This is a genomic window from Pantoea sp. PvP021 (assembly GCF_054056055.1).
The window spans coordinates 845,564-860,358 of record NZ_JBSRXX010000001.1; the positions used below are offsets into that span (position 1 = coordinate 845,564).

Consider the following 14,795-nt stretch of genomic DNA (forward strand, 5'->3'; position numbering starts at 1 on the left):
GATGCTGGCTCCCCTGATCGATGACAAACAAAAAATTTCGCTGATTGAAAACAGCGGCGTGCAGTTTCTGGATTTCGGCCTGCAACTCTCAGATACCCCGGCGCGCCGCCAGTTTGTGCGCCAGACCGCCAACGGCCCGCTGCTGCGCCTGAACGTCGATGGCAACAGCGGTAAGTTCCTGCTCTATCCGGAAGATGGCGGCGCTGCGGAAGTGGTGCGCCCGGAGTCTGATATCGCGCTGGCGGACTCGCTCTCTCTGCTGTCAGCCTGCTGGCTGCCGCTGCCGATGCTGCGCTGTGCCAGCGGACGTCGTTTTATCGGCGGTCCTGAAAACTGGGCGCGGATGCGTCTGGTTGCGCTGCCCGCGCCCGATGCAGCGGGCAATACCCATCGCGTCAGCCTGGCCTTTGATACCCGCTGCGTGGCGGAACAGGATGGCGGTGAACAGCTCGGCCTCAGCCCAGCTGATGCTCAGAACGGTGTGACTTTTGCGCTCGCCTGGCACAACTACGAGCTGGGTGATTTTCTTGACCTGACCTGGGTTGACGGCTGGCTGCGCGAATCCTTTACCGACCGCGTCTCCGATCGCCGCGAACAGGCGATTAATCAGGCGCTGCGCGAGTTTGAGTATCAGGCGCACTACCTCAATCTGCTGGAACTGCTGGGCGAACAGCTCGACCTCAGCGAGATCCATATTCAGGCCGCCACGCTGCAGACCCCGGCGGTCAACGTCGATATCATTCTGGATGTCGGTAACTCCCATACCTGCGGCATTCTGGTGGAAGATCACCCGGAAGAGAGCAACGGCCTGAAGCAGACCTATGAGCTGCAGCTGCGCGATCTGTCGCAGCCGCATCAGGTTTACAACGAGCTGTTTGACAGCCGTCTGGAGTTTGCCGAGACCCGTTTTGGCAAAGCGAACTTCTCGCTGGAGAGCGGTCGTGAGCAGGCCTTTATGTGGCCTTCTCTGACCCGCGTCGGCCGTGAAGCGAGCCGTCTGGCCCTGCAGCGTGTGGGACTGGAAGGCAGCACCGGCCTCTCCAGCCCGCGCCGTTATCTGTGGGATGAGGCGCGCTATCAGCCAGGCTGGCGTTTTAACACGCCCGGCGAACAGGCTGAACCGCTGGCCTATGCCGCGCCCTTTACCACCCTGCTTAACGACGAAGGCCAGCCGCTTTCGACGCTGGCACCCGACGATCGACTGCCGGTCTTTTCTCCGCACTACAGCCGCAGTTCGCTGATGACCTTTATGCTGTGTGAGCTGCTGGCTCAGGCGCTGATGCAGATGAACAGCGCGGCACAGCGTCAGCGCATGCCGCAGAGCCACGCGCCGCGTCAGCTGCGCCATGTGATCCTGACGCTGCCGTCAGCGATGCCGAAGCCGGAGCGTGAAATTTTCCGCCGCCGGATGCAGGAAGCGCTGGCGCTGGTCTGGAAAGCGGAAGGCTGGCTGGCTGACGAAGATGACCTTTCACCATCACTGCCTCGTCAGAATCCGAAACCGCTGCCGGATGTGCAGATGGAGTGGGATGAAGCGACCTGTGGTCAGATGGTCTGGCTGTTTAATGAAACCCAGGTCAACTTTGCCGGTCGCGCCGAAGACTTTTTCAGCAGCATGGCCCGTCCGGATCGCCCGCGCGATGCTGACGAACTGCCAGGCAAGAGCCTGCGCATCGCCTCGATTGATATCGGCGGCGGCACTACTGACCTCGCCATCACCCAGTATCGTCTGGATGATGGTCAGGGCAACAACGTCAAAATCACGCCGCGACTGCTGTTCCGCGAAGGCTTTAAAGTCGCGGGCGACGATATCCTGCTGGACGTGATTCAGCTGTGGATTTTACCGGCGCTGCAGCAGCATCTGCAGAAAGCGGGCCTGACGCTGGCGGAACCGCTGATGAACAAGCTGTTTGGTCACGACAGCCGCATGGACGGTCAGGCCACGCTGCGTCAGCAGATCACCTTACAACTGTTTATTCCGCTGGCGCAGGCGGTACTGGAACGCTACGAAAACTGGGATCCGCTGGAGAGCCACGCGGAGATCAACGCACTGTTTGGCGAGCTGGTCGATCAGCCGCCGGGCGAAGCGGTACTGGCCTTCGTCAACGGCGAGATTCAGCGCGAGCTGGGCGGTAACAGCCGCTTTGACCTGCTGCAGGTACCGCTGGTGGTGAGCCTGTCACAGCTGCACGGTGAATTTATGCAGCACCGGATGGCGATTATCCCGGCGCTGCGTTCAATGTGTGAAGTGGTGTCGCTCTATCAGTGTGACGTGCTGCTGCTGACCGGTCGCCCGTCGCGCTTCCCGGGCATTCAGGCGCTGGTGCGTCATCTGCAACCGCTGCCGGGCAGCCGTATACTGTCGCTGGAAGGCTATCACACCAGCGACTGGTATCCGTTTAACAAACATGGCCGCATCGACAACCCGAAATCGACCGCGGCGGTCGGCGCGATGCTCTGCCTGCTGGCGCTGGATCTGCGCCTCAGCAGCTTCTGGTTCCGCGCAGGCGATTTTGAACCCTACTCGACGATTCGCTATCTTGGCATGCTCGACGAAAACCAGGCGCTGACGGACGAGAACCTCTGCTACAGCGAAATTGACCTCGACGATCCCGGCTATGTGCTGGATAAAAAGCGCAGTTTCCGTATTCGCGGCAACGTCTGTCTCGGCTTCCGCCAGCTTGATAACGATCGCTGGCCCGCCTCGCCGCTCTATAGCCTGACGCTGAACGACGCCACCCTGGCGCGTAAAGTGGCCGGTGAGAGCGTGCTGCGCATCCGGCTGGCGGTAAAAGCCGGACCCGACGCGTCCGGCCCGGAAAGTCTGGTGCTGAGCGATGCCCGCCTGGATGATGGCACCCGCGTGCCGCTGGAGCAGTTGAGTCTTAAGCTGAATACCCTGTCGGCGACCGGCAATGCCAATGCGCAATACTGGATTGACAGCGGGAGCGTGTGTAAACGATGAAAGCCCTGAAACCCCGTCAGCCGCAAACGCTGGCAAAACGTCTTGGCCTGTTGCAGGACGCCCTGAATAACAGTCTGGCCTGGATTGAGAGCAGCCGTGAGCAGTCGCCGCGTCTGGCGCTGGAAGCAGAAACCCTGACGCTGCAACTGCGCCAGGCGCGCGTGCAGACTCAGGCGCTGGCGCAACAGGTGGCGCGTCCGGTGACGCTGGCGCTGTTTGGCCAGTCGCAGGCGGGTAAGGCCTGGCTGCTGAACGAAATGGTGGCCGATGCACAGGGCCAGTTAGTGACCCGCATGGGTGATAAACTGCTGAACTGGTTTCAGCATATCAATCCCGGCAACCTCGATTTTGCTACCGCCACCCGTTTCAGCCATCAGCGCGAGCCGCTCTCAAACGAGTGGCCGGTTGAACTGACGCTGCTGAGTGAAGCGGAGATCGTACGGCTGATGGTCGCCTGTGCCGGCGCGACAACACCCGACACCGCACAGATCGACAGCGCACTGCAGCGCCTGCAGCGTCATCGTCTCGCCACGCCGCTGGCGGGTCTGGAAGGCGACGCGCTGGTAACACTCTGGTCCTGGTGCCGTCGTCGTGCGCACCACGATGCGCGGCTTGATCGTCATTTCTGGCCGCAGGCGGTTGAGCTGGCGCCCTGGCTCAGCGTTGACGACCGGGTACAGCTTTTTTCACTGCTGTGGCCGGGTCAGCCTGAACTGAATGAGATGCTGCGCACCCTGCTGCATCTGCGTCACCAGTTGCGTAACAGCAGCCGGGTGCTTGCTCCACTGAGCCTGCTGACCGACACATCACTGCTGCCGGCCGAGCAGCTGATTGTGCCGGCCAGTGAGCAGGATCAACAGCAGCTGGTGGAAGTCTGCCCGCTGAATGGTAACCGCATCGGTAAGGCGCAGAACGTGCCACTGGGATTACTGGCGCTGCTGACGCTGGAAGTGCTGGTCCCGCTGAGTTCCACACCGCGAACCGCGCTCTATGATGATGCTGATATGCTGGAACTGCCCGCGCCAGGCCAGTCCGGTGACGCGGCAATCCAGGAAGATCGTCAGCGCCTGCAGCAGCAGGATCCGCTGCGTGCCCAACTGCTGGAGCAGAAACGAGCCCTGCTGCCCGGTTTTTACGCCGCGCGTCAGGCAATTGATCTGCTGCTGGTCTGTACCGCAGCCAGCCAGCGTCAGGATGCCGACCTCGCCAGCGAAACGCTGCGCGAATGGCAGCGTCAGCAGCCCGCACAGGAATCCGCAGAGAAACCGCGTCTGATCTGGGCGATTACCCCTTTCGATGCCCGCCATCAGCAGGTCAATGTGGATGAAGCGGTGCAGCGTCAGATGGGACAGCCCGGTCAGCACTGGGGATCGATGCTGGCACTGGATCGCGCGGGCGTCGACCGCATGGCGAGCTGGTTGCAGGATGAGATGCAGCCGGAAGCGCGCCGCGACATGCTGCTGGCTCAGCTGGCGCAGATTCAGCACACTGTGGTGGAGCGGCGTTTATTGCCCTGGACCGAAGCGGGTGCCAGCCCGGAACAGGCGGCACGCAAACAGAATATCGCCGATACGCTACTGAAGTGTTTACAGCATCGGACCGGCCTGCATGGCGAGCTGCTGGAGCGCCTGCAGCCGCCGCGTGAGGCGCTGCGTCAGCTGTGGCTCAATCAGTCGGCCTTGCAAGGCAGCAAACCGGCCAGTATTCAGGCCCCGGAAAATCAGTTTGGCATCGGGTTTGAATTTGACCTGTTCAGTGAGAGCCCGGCTGAAGCGCCGGTTCAGCCGCGTCAGAGTCTGCAGAGCGCGCAGCACTATCCGCGTCAGGTGCTGCTGCTGTGGCTGGATCATCTGCGTCAGCTGCCGGAAAACCGCAGCCTGCTGGCGTTGCTGAACGTGGATAAGCCAACGATGGAGTGGCTGGTTGAAGAGCTGATCACGGCCGGATTCCGCACCGATATCGCGCAAAAGCTGCAGCAGGCGCTGCATGAGCCCGATACGCAGAGCGTCAGCCATGAATCACGCGCGGATCGTCAGGTGACGCGGGCGATGACGGTGCTGGGGGATTTTGTGGCCTGGCTCGGCTTTTTACAGCGTCCTGAAAATGAACGCCCTTCCAGCCGCGTTAACCGGGGTCAGGTGATTTTCTCGCGGCCTCCGGCTCCCAGCGTCAGCTTCAGTTCCGGTCAGCGTCTGACCAGACTCTCTGCCGCCCCGGCCAACCACACGGCCTACTATATCTACGACTGGCTGGTGGGGCTGAACCAGGTCATCATTGAGAACAATGGTTACACCGGCGGCGGCGATCTGCCGCTGGCAGCCCGCGAAGCACTGGTTGCGCTGCTCAAGCCGCTACGCGCTTAATCAATGATCAGGCGCAGTTCGCCCTCCAGCGACTGCGCCGCCTCTCCCAGCAGCGCCAGCACCGGCGCTAAATCGGCCTGATGCGCGGCATAGTGCTGCAACCACATTGTCGCAGGCAGCGCCATCCCGCCCGTCAGCCAGTCCCATAACGCATCCAGATTATGTCCGAAGGTCTGCGGACAGCCGCTCTGCTCAGCAAACTGCTGATAAAACGCCGCGCGCGTGGTGAGCTGACGCAGGTCAAAGGTCAGATTAAGCATGATCAGGGCACCTGCCTGAAACTGCGGTAGTGATCGGTGGAGAGAAACACCAGCCCGTCAGAGGAGTAAACCAGGCGATCGGCGTCGCGATGCCCGCAGCGATAATTCACATCCGCTTCATACCACTGACGGCCCGCACGCGCGGGCAGACGCTTTTCACGGTTCGTAAAGCGATCGCCGCCAATGGCTTTGCCTGGCAACACGTCACACAGGTTGCCTTTGGCCGGATTCCAGCCACGCTTGCGCGCGTCGTTTTTGGTGAGGTAGTAGTCCGGCAGTTGCTGATGCTGCAGCACCCAGCGCGCCACGGTATGGGCGTCAGTCAGGGTGGCGATATCCGCCTGGGCAGGGGCTGAAACGGAATTCAGATAGGGTTTAAGGCCGTAGAAACAGGCCGCGAGGACGAGAAAAAGTCCAATCCAGAGTTTTTTTGACATGATGGCATCCGTGACGACAGGACGCAGATGATACCAGTTTTGCGCGCAGAGAAAAGCGCGGGCCAGACAAGCTGGCCCTGGCGAGGTTATGCTGCGTGCGAATCCCCGCTGTGCCGACGCCATGCACCCGGCGCGACGCCATACTGGCGTTTGAAGCTGCGGTTAAAGGATTGCTGGGAGTCGAAACCTAACGAGATAGCCACATTGAGAATCGGTTCATCAGTGCTGGTCAGGCGGTCGGCTGATTTCTTCAGCTTCTTAACCCGGATGTATTCACCCAGTGGATAACCGGTGTGCTCTTTAAACATGCGCTGCAGGTGCCATTTGGAGTAGCCCGCGCGCTCTGAAACGGTATCCAGATCCAGACGTGCTTCGATGTTGTTATCAATCCAGTCGATTAAATCGTGAATAAAAGCATCACTCATCATTCCAGTCTCTCCTGTCGCCGTGGCGAAAAGTATTAGTATCAGTTGCAGTTACACTTAAGGGTGGCTGACTATGCCATTTAATGCAAGTTTTATTAGTACATTAAATGCCGCACTATTTGTGGGGTTTTAGCTAAGTTGTTCAGGCTTTCATCGCCCTGCCCTAAACCGCACATAAAGTGTATCTGTTATTCTTGCAGTTGCCAGCCACGCAAGCCTACACTCACCGCGATTAATTGCAATCTTAAAAGTTGCAAATATTGGCCTGCAGGCCGCCTGTTTATATCTATCGCGGAATAACAACAATGATTACGAACCGGGTTCGTCAGGGTTTAACCCTCTTAGGGATGGTACTGCTCATCACGCAACTGAGCGGCTGCGATAAGGGTGTGGCGCAAAACGCCGCTCCCCCGCCGCCTGAAGTGAGTGCCGCACCCGTGCTGATCAAACCGGTCAGTCAGTGGGATAATTTCAATGGCCGGGTTGAAGCGGTGCAGAGCGTGCAGTTGCGTCCGCGCGTCTCTGGCTACATTGATGCCGTTAACTATCGTGAAGGCGATGAGGTCAGAAAAGGTCAGGTACTGTTTACCATTGATGACCGGAGTTACCGCGCGGCGCTGGAGCAGGCCAAAGCGGAACTGGCCCGGGCGCGCAGTCAGGCGAGTCTGGCCCGCAGCGAATCGGGCCGCAGCGAGAAGCTGATCGGCACGCAGGCGATTTCCCGCGAAGCGTGGGAGCAGCGTCGTTCTGCCGCCAGCCAGGCGCAGGCGGATGTGCTGGCCGCAGAGGCCGCGGTCGATATGGCGCAGCTGAACCTCGACTTCACCCGCGTTACCGCGCCGATTGATGGCCGCGCCAGCCGGGCGATGATCACCGCCGGTAACCTGGTGACCGCCGGCGACAGCGCCAGTGTGTTAACCACGCTGGTGTCGCAGCAGCAGATGTATGTCTATTTCGATGTCGATGAGAACACCTTCCTGAACTATCAGGCGATGGCGCGTCAGGGCCAGCAGCGCCATGCGCTGCCGGTTGAGATTGCGCTGGTCGGCGAACAGGGTTTCCCGCACCAGGGCAAAATTGACTTTCTGGATAACCAGCTGACCGCCAGCACCGGCACCATTCGTATGCGCGCCCTGCTCGACAATCAACAGCGGCAGTTTACGCCTGGCCTGTTTGCCCGCGTGCGTCTGCCCGGCAGCGCGCAGTTCGAGGCGGTGCTGATCGATGATAAAGCGGTATTGACCGACCAGGATCGCAAATATGTCTACGTGGTGGATGGCGAAGGTAAAGCGCAGCGGCGCGATATCCAGCCTGGCGCGATGGTGGATGGTTTGCGCATCGTTAAATCGGGTCTGCAATCCGGCGACAAGGTCATCATCGCCGGTCTGCAAAAAGTATTTATGCCCGGCATGCCGGTCACTGCTCAGCCGGTCGCCATGCGTGCGGCAGCCGCTCAATAACCCGAGGCCGCTATGGACTTTTCCCGTTTTTTTATCGACCGGCCCATTTTTGCTGCGGTGCTGTCGATCCTGATTTTTGTGACCGGGGTGATTGCCATCCCGCTGCTACCAGTCAGTGAATATCCCGACGTGGTGCCACCCAGCGTACAGGTGCGCGCCGAGTATCCAGGCGCTAACCCGAAAGTGATTGCGGATTCCGTGGCGACGCCGCTGGAAGAGGCAATCAACGGCGTCGAAAACATGATGTACATGAAGTCAGTAGCCGGTTCTGACGGCGTGCTGGTGACCACCGTCACCTTCCGTCCAGGCACCGATCCTGATCAGGCGCAGGTGCAAGTGCAGAACCGCGTAGCGCAGGCGGAAGCCCGACTGCCGGAAGATGTGCGTCGGCTGGGGATCACCACCCAGAAGATGTCGCCGACCCTGACGCTGGTCGTCCACATGTTCTCACCGAACAATACCTACGATTCGCTCTACCTGCGTAACTACGCCACCCTCAAGGTGAAAGATGAGCTGGCCCGGCTGCCGGGTGTCGGTCAGATCCAGATTTTCGGCGCAGGCGAGTATGCGATGCGCGTCTGGCTTGATCCTAATAAAGTGGCGGCGCGTGGTCTGACCGCCTCTGACGTGGTAACGGCGATGCAGGAGCAGAACGTGCAGGTCTCTGCCGGTCAGCTGGGTGCCGAGCCGCTGAAAAAACAGAGCGATTTTCTGCTGTCAATCAACACCCAGGGACGACTGGAGAGCGAGCAGCAGTTTGGCGATATCATCCTGAAAACCTCGGAAGATGGTTCGCTGGTGCGGCTGCGCGATGTGGCGCGGATTGAGATGGGCTCGGGCAGCTATGCCCTGCGCTCGCAGCTGAATAACAAAGATGCGGTCGGTATCGGCATCTTCCAGGCGCCTGGCGCCAACGCCATCGACCTCTCCAATGCGGTTCGCGCCAAAATGGATGAACTGGCGACCCGCTTTCCCAACGACGTGAAATGGGCCGCGCCTTACGATCCGACGGTGTTTGTCCGTGACTCGATTAAAGCCGTGGTGCAGACCCTGCTGGAAGCGGTCATTCTGGTCGTGCTGGTGGTGATTCTGTTCCTGCAGACCTGGCGCGCCTCGATCATTCCCCTGCTGGCGGTGCCGGTTTCGATAGTCGGTACCTTTAGCGTGCTCTATCTGCTTGGCTTCTCGCTGAATACGCTGAGCCTGTTCGGGCTGGTGCTGGCGATTGGCATCGTGGTGGATGACGCCATTGTGGTGGTGGAGAACGTCGAACGTAACATTGAGATGGGGCTGTCGCCGCGCGCCGCTGCGCATCAGGCGATGCGTGAGGTCTCCGGGCCGATCATCGCCATTGCGCTGGTGCTGTGCGCGGTGTTTGTGCCGATGGCGTTTCTCTCTGGCGTCACCGGGCAGTTCTATAAGCAGTTCGCCACTACCATCGCCATCTCTACAGTGATCTCTGCCATTAACTCGCTGACGCTCTCGCCTGCGCTGGCGGCGATGCTGCTGAAAGATCATCACGCGCCGAAAGACCGGCTGACGCGGATCATTGATGCGCTGTTTGGCTGGCTGTTCCGGCCGTTTAACCGCTTCTTCCAGCGCAGTGCCCATGGTTATGAATCGCTGGTGGGCCGTACGCTGCGTCGCCGTGGCGCCGTGTTTGGCGTCTATATTCTGCTGCTGGCGGGTGCCGGATTTATGTTCCACACCGTGCCGGGTGGATTTATTCCGACGCAGGATAAGCTCTACCTGATTGGTGGCGTGAAGATGCCGGAAGGTTCCTCTCTGGCGCGCACGGATGAAGTGATTCGTAAGATGAGCGAAATCGGTATGCAGACCGAAGGCGTCGCCTATGCGGTCGCGTTCCCTGGCCTGAATGCATTGCAGTTCACCAATACGCCGAACAGCGGCACGGTGTTCTTCGGTCTGAAGCCGTTTAATGAGCGCAAACATACGGCGGCGGAGATCAACGCTGAGATCAATGCGAAGATCGCTCAAATCCAGCAGGGCTTTGGCTTCTCGATTATGCCACCGCCGATTCTGGGGCTGGGCCAGGGCTCGGGCTATTCGCTCTATGTGCAGGACCGCGCGGGTCTGGGTTATGGCGCACTGCAGACGGCGATTAATACGCTGTCGGGCAGCATCATGCAGACGCCAGGGATGCACTTCCCCATCTCCTCTTATCAAGCCAACGTTCCGCAGCTTGATGTGAAGGTAGACCGGGATAAAGCCAAAGCGCAGGGAGTATCGCTGACCGCGCTGTTCAGCACGCTCCAGACCTATCTCGGCTCGTCGTATGTGAATGACTTTAACCGCTTTGGCCGCACCTGGCGGGTGATGGCGCAGGCTGACGGGGATTTCCGCGACAGCATCGAAGATATCGCTAACCTGCGGACCCGAAACGATCGCGGTGAGATGGTGCCGATTGGCAGCATGGTCAACATTACCACCACCTACGGTCCCGACCCGGTGATCCGCTATAACGGCTATCCGGCGGCGGATTTGATTGGTGATGCCGACCCACGCGTGCTCTCCTCGGCGCAGGCGATGAGTCAGCTCGAAGCGATGTCCGGTCAGCTATTGCCAAACGGCATGAACATCGAGTGGACCGATCTGAGTTATCAGCAGTCAACGCAGGGCAATACCGCGCTGATTGTCTTCCCGATGGCCGTGTTGCTGGCGTTCCTGGTACTGGCCGCGCTGTATGAGAGCTGGACGCTGCCGCTGGCGGTGATCCTGATTGTGCCGATGACCATGCTCTCTGCGCTGTTTGGCGTCTGGCTGACTGGCGGTGACAACAACGTCTTCGTGCAGGTCGGACTGGTGGTGCTGATGGGGCTGGCCTGTAAGAACGCGATTCTGATCGTCGAGTTTGCGCGGGAGCTGGAGATTCAGGGCAAAGGGATTGTGGAAGCGGCGCTGGAAGCGTGTCGACTGCGTCTGCGTCCGATTGTGATGACCTCCATCGCCTTTATCGCCGGTACAATACCGTTGATTCTGGGTGAAGGCGCGGGTGCAGAGGTCCGTGGCGTTACCGGTATTACGGTCTTCTCCGGCATGCTCGGCGTGACGCTGTTCGGCCTGTTCCTGACGCCGGTGTTCTATGTGGCCCTGCGCAAGCTGGTGACGCTCCGGTCAGGTAGTGCATCGTCCGTGACGGCGTAAACCGTAAAAGTTAAAAGGGGGCGATCATAGGATCGCCCCCTTTTTTTGCCTGTGATTCACTGATTTCAGCAGACCCCGTCTTGCAGGCTAGCGCCGCTTCAATCTTTCATTCAGCGTTTCTCTGAATCATTATTCATCTTTGATCTTCAGCGTTCTGCTTATCTGGATATCAGGAATGAATTTTCCAAATAATAAATTGATTAATAATATAAAATTTAAAATTCATACCACATACATCGGTACTCTTCAGTGAAAGCGAACCTGGTCCTGACACGTCTTACGCTCCCTCTCCTCATCTGCTATTCACTAAGCCAAAACTCCACTCACAGTCATTAACCGTATGACCCGTTAATCCTTTAAGTTAAAGTCTGGCACTTAAATGACTTTTTATCTTTTCCAAAAAAGTCCGTACTGTTTCTCCCCAGGGTTCAGGATAGAACTCTCCCTGACTGATGGATTCAAACGCCTCTGTAAGTGCTTGATCATTTAAGGACAGTAAATACTCTGCTTCCTGACAGACCTTTGCTGCTGTTTTTGGGTTCTCAGTTTCTAAATAACTGTCCAGTACTTCTTCTACCGTTTCCCCAAAAAGATCATAATCCTGACCAAAAAAAACCCGAATAAGCGTTCCAGTATTTTTATAACTTTTATTCATTGATAGCCTCAGAAAGAAGGATATGAAGTCAGAAGATAATAGGGTTTGCCGTTAAACACTTTACGGTGCAAAACAATCCTGACAGCATACGCTTCCAGACGAGTTGTACTGCCTTGCCTGAAACCATAACCGACTACGGTTCGGGACTGCCAGCTTAATTCCAGTATGCTTTCGCTTTTGGCGGCAGCCCAATAGATGATCTTCCAGCGGTTCGCTTTCAAACCGGCGCTTATGAATCGCTCTGCCTGCTCAATATTAACAAATGAACTTGCAAGCGGCGTTTTAGGACTTCGCGCAAGACGCGCGAGCAAATCCGCTTCGGAAATATTTACATGCTTAGCAATAGTATGTCCGCCAGCCTTAATACCTTTAACGGCTTCATGCTCAGCCAGCTTTAACTTACCGAAGCGTACAGAGGCGACACGTGCCGCTCCGGCAGCAAAGGCAAAGGCCGTCGGAACAGAAATATCGACCATTAAACCTATATTCATTGCGCTCTTATTATCGGCGCCAAGCTTTTTAGCCGTCGCTGTGGCCAACTGGAAAGTTGCTGTACGCGTATTTCTGCCTGTCAGTACCTGATTAGCCGCAGCATGAATGCTATCCAGACTATGTACGCCAACGACAACGCATGCCGCTTTTGTCAGTCCGGATGGATCTGGCGCTATGCACAGCGCGGTTGCTCCGGTTAATTCAAGTGTCCCTAATGCAAGATTCAACCCACCGTATAAGCGGTTACTGAGTGATTCACCTTCAGTAACCGTTTCATCCGAGAGAGCAGCAGTGAGCTGAACCGGGGACATCATGATTTTTATATCATCATCCATAATGAAGCCTCATGTGAGCAGTAGATACGTGGCTAAATAGTCTCTTCTTTTCAGATTTTAGATCCACTAAAAACCAGAAAATAGATTTTACATGAATGTGTTCACCTGTCATTTCAGAAAACGAAAAAAACATTAATGTTGTTAAGGATGCTGAATTTTCAAATGTTTATCAGATTCAGCGTGATAACCGACCCCAGGAAAGTGAGTTATTGGCTTATGGCAGATTTGAGGCAGGAAGTTAGTGACCAGCAGGCATAAAAAAAGCCGCTAATCAGCGGCTCTTTTTGCAGAGATCATCAATCTCTTCGGGTTCAGGTTCCGGCACGGCGGTGCAGTTGCTGGTGTCGCGTTTCTTCAGTTCGTTCAGTGCGTCTGCCACGGTGCGTTTTGCCAGCACATCCAGCGACGCCTGCTCGGCTTCATCGGCTATCGACTTGAAGTACCAGCAGAGGTTGGCACTGACCAGACAGCGCGGCGCGACGTCAGGACGCGCGGCCCAGATTTTTTTGTCTTCGATCACTGAGACATAGATATCCCGCAGAGTAATTTCCGCAGCAGGACGGCCCAGATGAATCGAACCGGTACGGCCCAGCGTGGAGACGATAATGCCGTCACGGGTCAGCGGGACCATTAATTTTCGTATGAAACTGGGATTCGCTTCCAGCCCGTAGGCCAGAATCGCGCTGGTAGAGCGTTTTCCCATTTGCTCCGCCATCGCTACGCTCAGAACCATTTGCAAAGCTGTCGGGAAGCGGTAATCAAGCATTTCTTTATCCTGAGTTGCGGTGCATCTTATTGTTTTATTGCCGCATAAGTGAACAATCAATGAGCAATAAATATAACAAACACTGTTGCTTTTTTGAAGCAAACCGGCGGTGACAAGGCACGTATTCACCAAAGGCTGAGGCCCGATAGCACAAGGTGCTTAGCCTGCTAACGGCCCTCTTCCTGCGGAGCAAGGAGAACCGTTCCGTTATGCCGTGGTGGCCGCTGTCGCCGGTAATCGCTGCTTCAGCGCAATAACCAGTACCACGTTAAAGATTGCCAGGGCGCAAAGCAACCACAGCGTCGCCGATGCTCCCATCTTTTCAAACACATATCCACCTATCAGCGGCGTCAGTGCCTGCCCCATCAACGCCGGGCGGGCCATTTTACCCACCACAATCGCATAGGACTCTGGTTTGACCATCGCCAGCGGTAAAGTTCCCCGCACGATGGCACGTAAGCCATTTCCTGCGCCATACAACACCATGCTCAGCAACGCCATCTGCGGAAACAGTGCCAGCAACAGCAAGCCCAGTGCCACCAGCCCGACGGAAAAAAAGGTGGTACGGATGGGATGACTGCGTTTAAAGGCGATATCGACGAGTCGGGATCCCACCTGACACGGGCCAAGTACGGCGCTGATCGCCAGCGCCGAGGTCAGCGTATGACCACTCGCCTGCAACAAGGCGATAAGCTGCACGGAAATAGCTGTCATGATCACGGACGCCAGAGTGAAAATGGCACACAGCAGCCAGAACAGCGCAGGCGCAATCTCCGCCGTGCCAGGCTGTGGACTCAGTTTTTTCACAGGCCGCTTAGCATGGCTATCGGGTAAGGCAAACAGATAGGCGGGCAGCACGCAGACGACCATCAGTGCCGCAATTATCAGCGACGCGTTCCGCCAGCCGAATCCGTGAATTAACAACGCTGTTCCCGGCCAGACCAGCGTGGTGCAGAAGCCAGATATCAGGGTGATACCGGTGATCGCTGCACGCGCCTGACCGCCATAGCAGGTGCCGAGCGTGGCAAACAGTGCGTCATAAAGGCCCATCGCCATACCGATGCCAATAATTACCCAGGCAAACAGAAACAGCGGCAGAGAGTGGCTATAAGCCATGATCATCAGCCCCACCGCCATCACTATGCCACTCAGTGCCAGCAACAGGCGGCCACCGGTGCGGGCGATAATCCTGCCTGCCAGCGGTGACAGCAGGCCCGATACCAGAATCCCGGTCGAGAGTGCGCCATAAATCCACTGCTGTGACCAGCCTGTCTCAGCCGCAATCGGATTCGCCATCACCGCCATCAGGTAGAACGACCCGCCCCATGACAGGATCTGTACCCAGCCCAGGGTAATAATGGCGGCGATGCCGGGTTTGTTGTTCTGATTCACAGGCAATCTCCTGGTTAGCAGGCGAACCGTTTTTATAACATGATCTGCGATAAGCCAAAATGCGTGATGCCCTTTTGACT

At 57.4% G+C, this 14,795-nt stretch carries 11 protein-coding genes; 4 read left to right on the forward strand and 7 right to left on the reverse strand.

Translation table 11 applies throughout. The features are described 5' to 3' along the window. Position 1 precedes the first annotated feature (1 nt). Both ACVKSX_RS03870 and ACVKSX_RS03875 read left to right on the forward strand, forming a co-directional pair. Positions 2–2,965, forward strand: a complete 2,964-nt coding sequence (locus tag ACVKSX_RS03870) for a virulence factor SrfB (RefSeq protein ID WP_061703987.1) — start codon at positions 2–4, stop codon at positions 2,963–2,965. Then, entirely contained in the window at positions 2,962–5,328 is a 2,367-nt protein-coding gene (locus ACVKSX_RS03875) for a virulence factor SrfC family protein (protein WP_354438386.1), read from the forward strand. Before ACVKSX_RS03870 ends, ACVKSX_RS03875 begins: the two co-directional genes overlap by 4 nt. Here the strand turns inward: ACVKSX_RS03875 and ACVKSX_RS03880 are convergent. From ACVKSX_RS03880 to ACVKSX_RS03890, 3 genes are all read right to left on the reverse strand, one after another. Beyond that, on the reverse strand, positions 5,325–5,588 hold the full coding sequence (locus ACVKSX_RS03880; protein ID WP_010245304.1) for a barstar family protein: 264 nt from the start codon (positions 5,586–5,588) through the stop codon (positions 5,325–5,327). The genes ACVKSX_RS03875 and ACVKSX_RS03880 overlap by 4 nt on opposite strands. A gap of 2 nt (positions 5,589–5,590) precedes the next feature. After that, positions 5,591–6,025, reverse strand: a complete 435-nt coding sequence (locus ACVKSX_RS03885) for a ribonuclease domain-containing protein (protein WP_010245306.1) — start codon at positions 6,023–6,025, stop codon at positions 5,591–5,593. Positions 6,026–6,111: 86 nt separating this feature from the next. After that, complete coding sequence (locus ACVKSX_RS03890; RefSeq protein ID WP_009090299.1) at positions 6,112–6,453, reverse strand: helix-turn-helix domain-containing protein; 342 nt, start codon at positions 6,451–6,453, stop codon at positions 6,112–6,114. Positions 6,454–6,755: 302 nt separating this feature from the next. Between ACVKSX_RS03890 and ACVKSX_RS03895 the strand changes: the two genes are divergently transcribed. Together ACVKSX_RS03895 and oqxB are read left to right on the forward strand one after the other, a co-directional pair. Beyond that, positions 6,756–7,910, forward strand: a complete 1,155-nt coding sequence (locus ACVKSX_RS03895; RefSeq protein ID WP_010245312.1) for an efflux RND transporter periplasmic adaptor subunit — start codon at positions 6,756–6,758, stop codon at positions 7,908–7,910. 12 nt (positions 7,911–7,922) lie between these two features. After that, entirely contained in the window at positions 7,923–11,075 is a 3,153-nt protein-coding gene (oqxB, locus tag ACVKSX_RS03900) for a multidrug efflux RND transporter permease subunit OqxB (protein WP_354438389.1), read from the forward strand. Positions 11,076–11,436: 361 nt separating this feature from the next. Here the strand turns inward: oqxB and ACVKSX_RS03905 are convergent, their stop codons facing one another. The 4 genes from ACVKSX_RS03905 to ACVKSX_RS03920 all read right to left on the reverse strand — a co-directional run bounded on the left by ACVKSX_RS03905 (position 11,437) and on the right by ACVKSX_RS03920 (position 14,715). Beyond that, the gene (locus tag ACVKSX_RS03905) at positions 11,437–11,730 is read right to left on the reverse strand and encodes a contact-dependent growth inhibition system immunity protein (protein ID WP_010670096.1); all 294 of its coding nucleotides are present in this window, start codon (positions 11,728–11,730) and stop codon (positions 11,437–11,439) included. An 8-nt stretch (positions 11,731–11,738) separates the two neighbouring features. Beyond that, the gene (locus ACVKSX_RS03910) at positions 11,739–12,557 is read right to left on the reverse strand and encodes an RNase A-like domain-containing protein (protein ID WP_010670095.1); all 819 of its coding nucleotides are present in this window, start codon (positions 12,555–12,557) and stop codon (positions 11,739–11,741) included. A 271-nt stretch (positions 12,558–12,828) separates the two neighbouring features. Then, entirely contained in the window at positions 12,829–13,323 is a 495-nt protein-coding gene (locus ACVKSX_RS03915; protein WP_010245324.1) for an RrF2 family transcriptional regulator, read from the reverse strand. A 207-nt stretch (positions 13,324–13,530) separates the two neighbouring features. Further along, positions 13,531–14,715, reverse strand: a complete 1,185-nt coding sequence (locus ACVKSX_RS03920; protein WP_354438391.1) for an MFS transporter — start codon at positions 14,713–14,715, stop codon at positions 13,531–13,533. Positions 14,716–14,795 lie beyond the last annotated feature (80 nt).

Excerpts from the sequence above, each read along its gene's own strand:
- ACVKSX_RS03880 (WP_010245304.1), bottom strand. The coding sequence starts at position 5,588 with ATGCTTAATCTGACCTTTGACCTGCGTCAGCTCACCACGCGCGCGGCG.
- ACVKSX_RS03890 (WP_009090299.1), bottom strand. The coding sequence starts at position 6,453 with ATGATGAGTGATGCTTTTATTCACGATTTAATCGACTGGATTGATAAC.
- ACVKSX_RS03875 (WP_354438386.1), top strand. The coding sequence starts at position 2,962 with ATGAAAGCCCTGAAACCCCGTCAGCCGCAAACGCTGGCAAAACGTCTT.
- ACVKSX_RS03910 (WP_010670095.1), bottom strand. The coding sequence starts at position 12,557 with ATGGATGATGATATAAAAATCATGATGTCCCCGGTTCAGCTCACTGCT.
- oqxB (WP_354438389.1), top strand. The coding sequence starts at position 7,923 with ATGGACTTTTCCCGTTTTTTTATCGACCGGCCCATTTTTGCTGCGGTG.
- ACVKSX_RS03885 (WP_010245306.1), bottom strand. The coding sequence starts at position 6,025 with ATGTCAAAAAAACTCTGGATTGGACTTTTTCTCGTCCTCGCGGCCTGT.
- ACVKSX_RS03870 (WP_061703987.1), top strand. The coding sequence starts at position 2 with ATGCTGGCTCCCCTGATCGATGACAAACAAAAAATTTCGCTGATTGAA.
- ACVKSX_RS03915 (WP_010245324.1), bottom strand. The coding sequence starts at position 13,323 with ATGCTTGATTACCGCTTCCCGACAGCTTTGCAAATGGTTCTGAGCGTA.
- ACVKSX_RS03895 (WP_010245312.1), top strand. The coding sequence starts at position 6,756 with ATGATTACGAACCGGGTTCGTCAGGGTTTAACCCTCTTAGGGATGGTA.
- ACVKSX_RS03905 (WP_010670096.1), bottom strand. The coding sequence starts at position 11,730 with ATGAATAAAAGTTATAAAAATACTGGAACGCTTATTCGGGTTTTTTTT.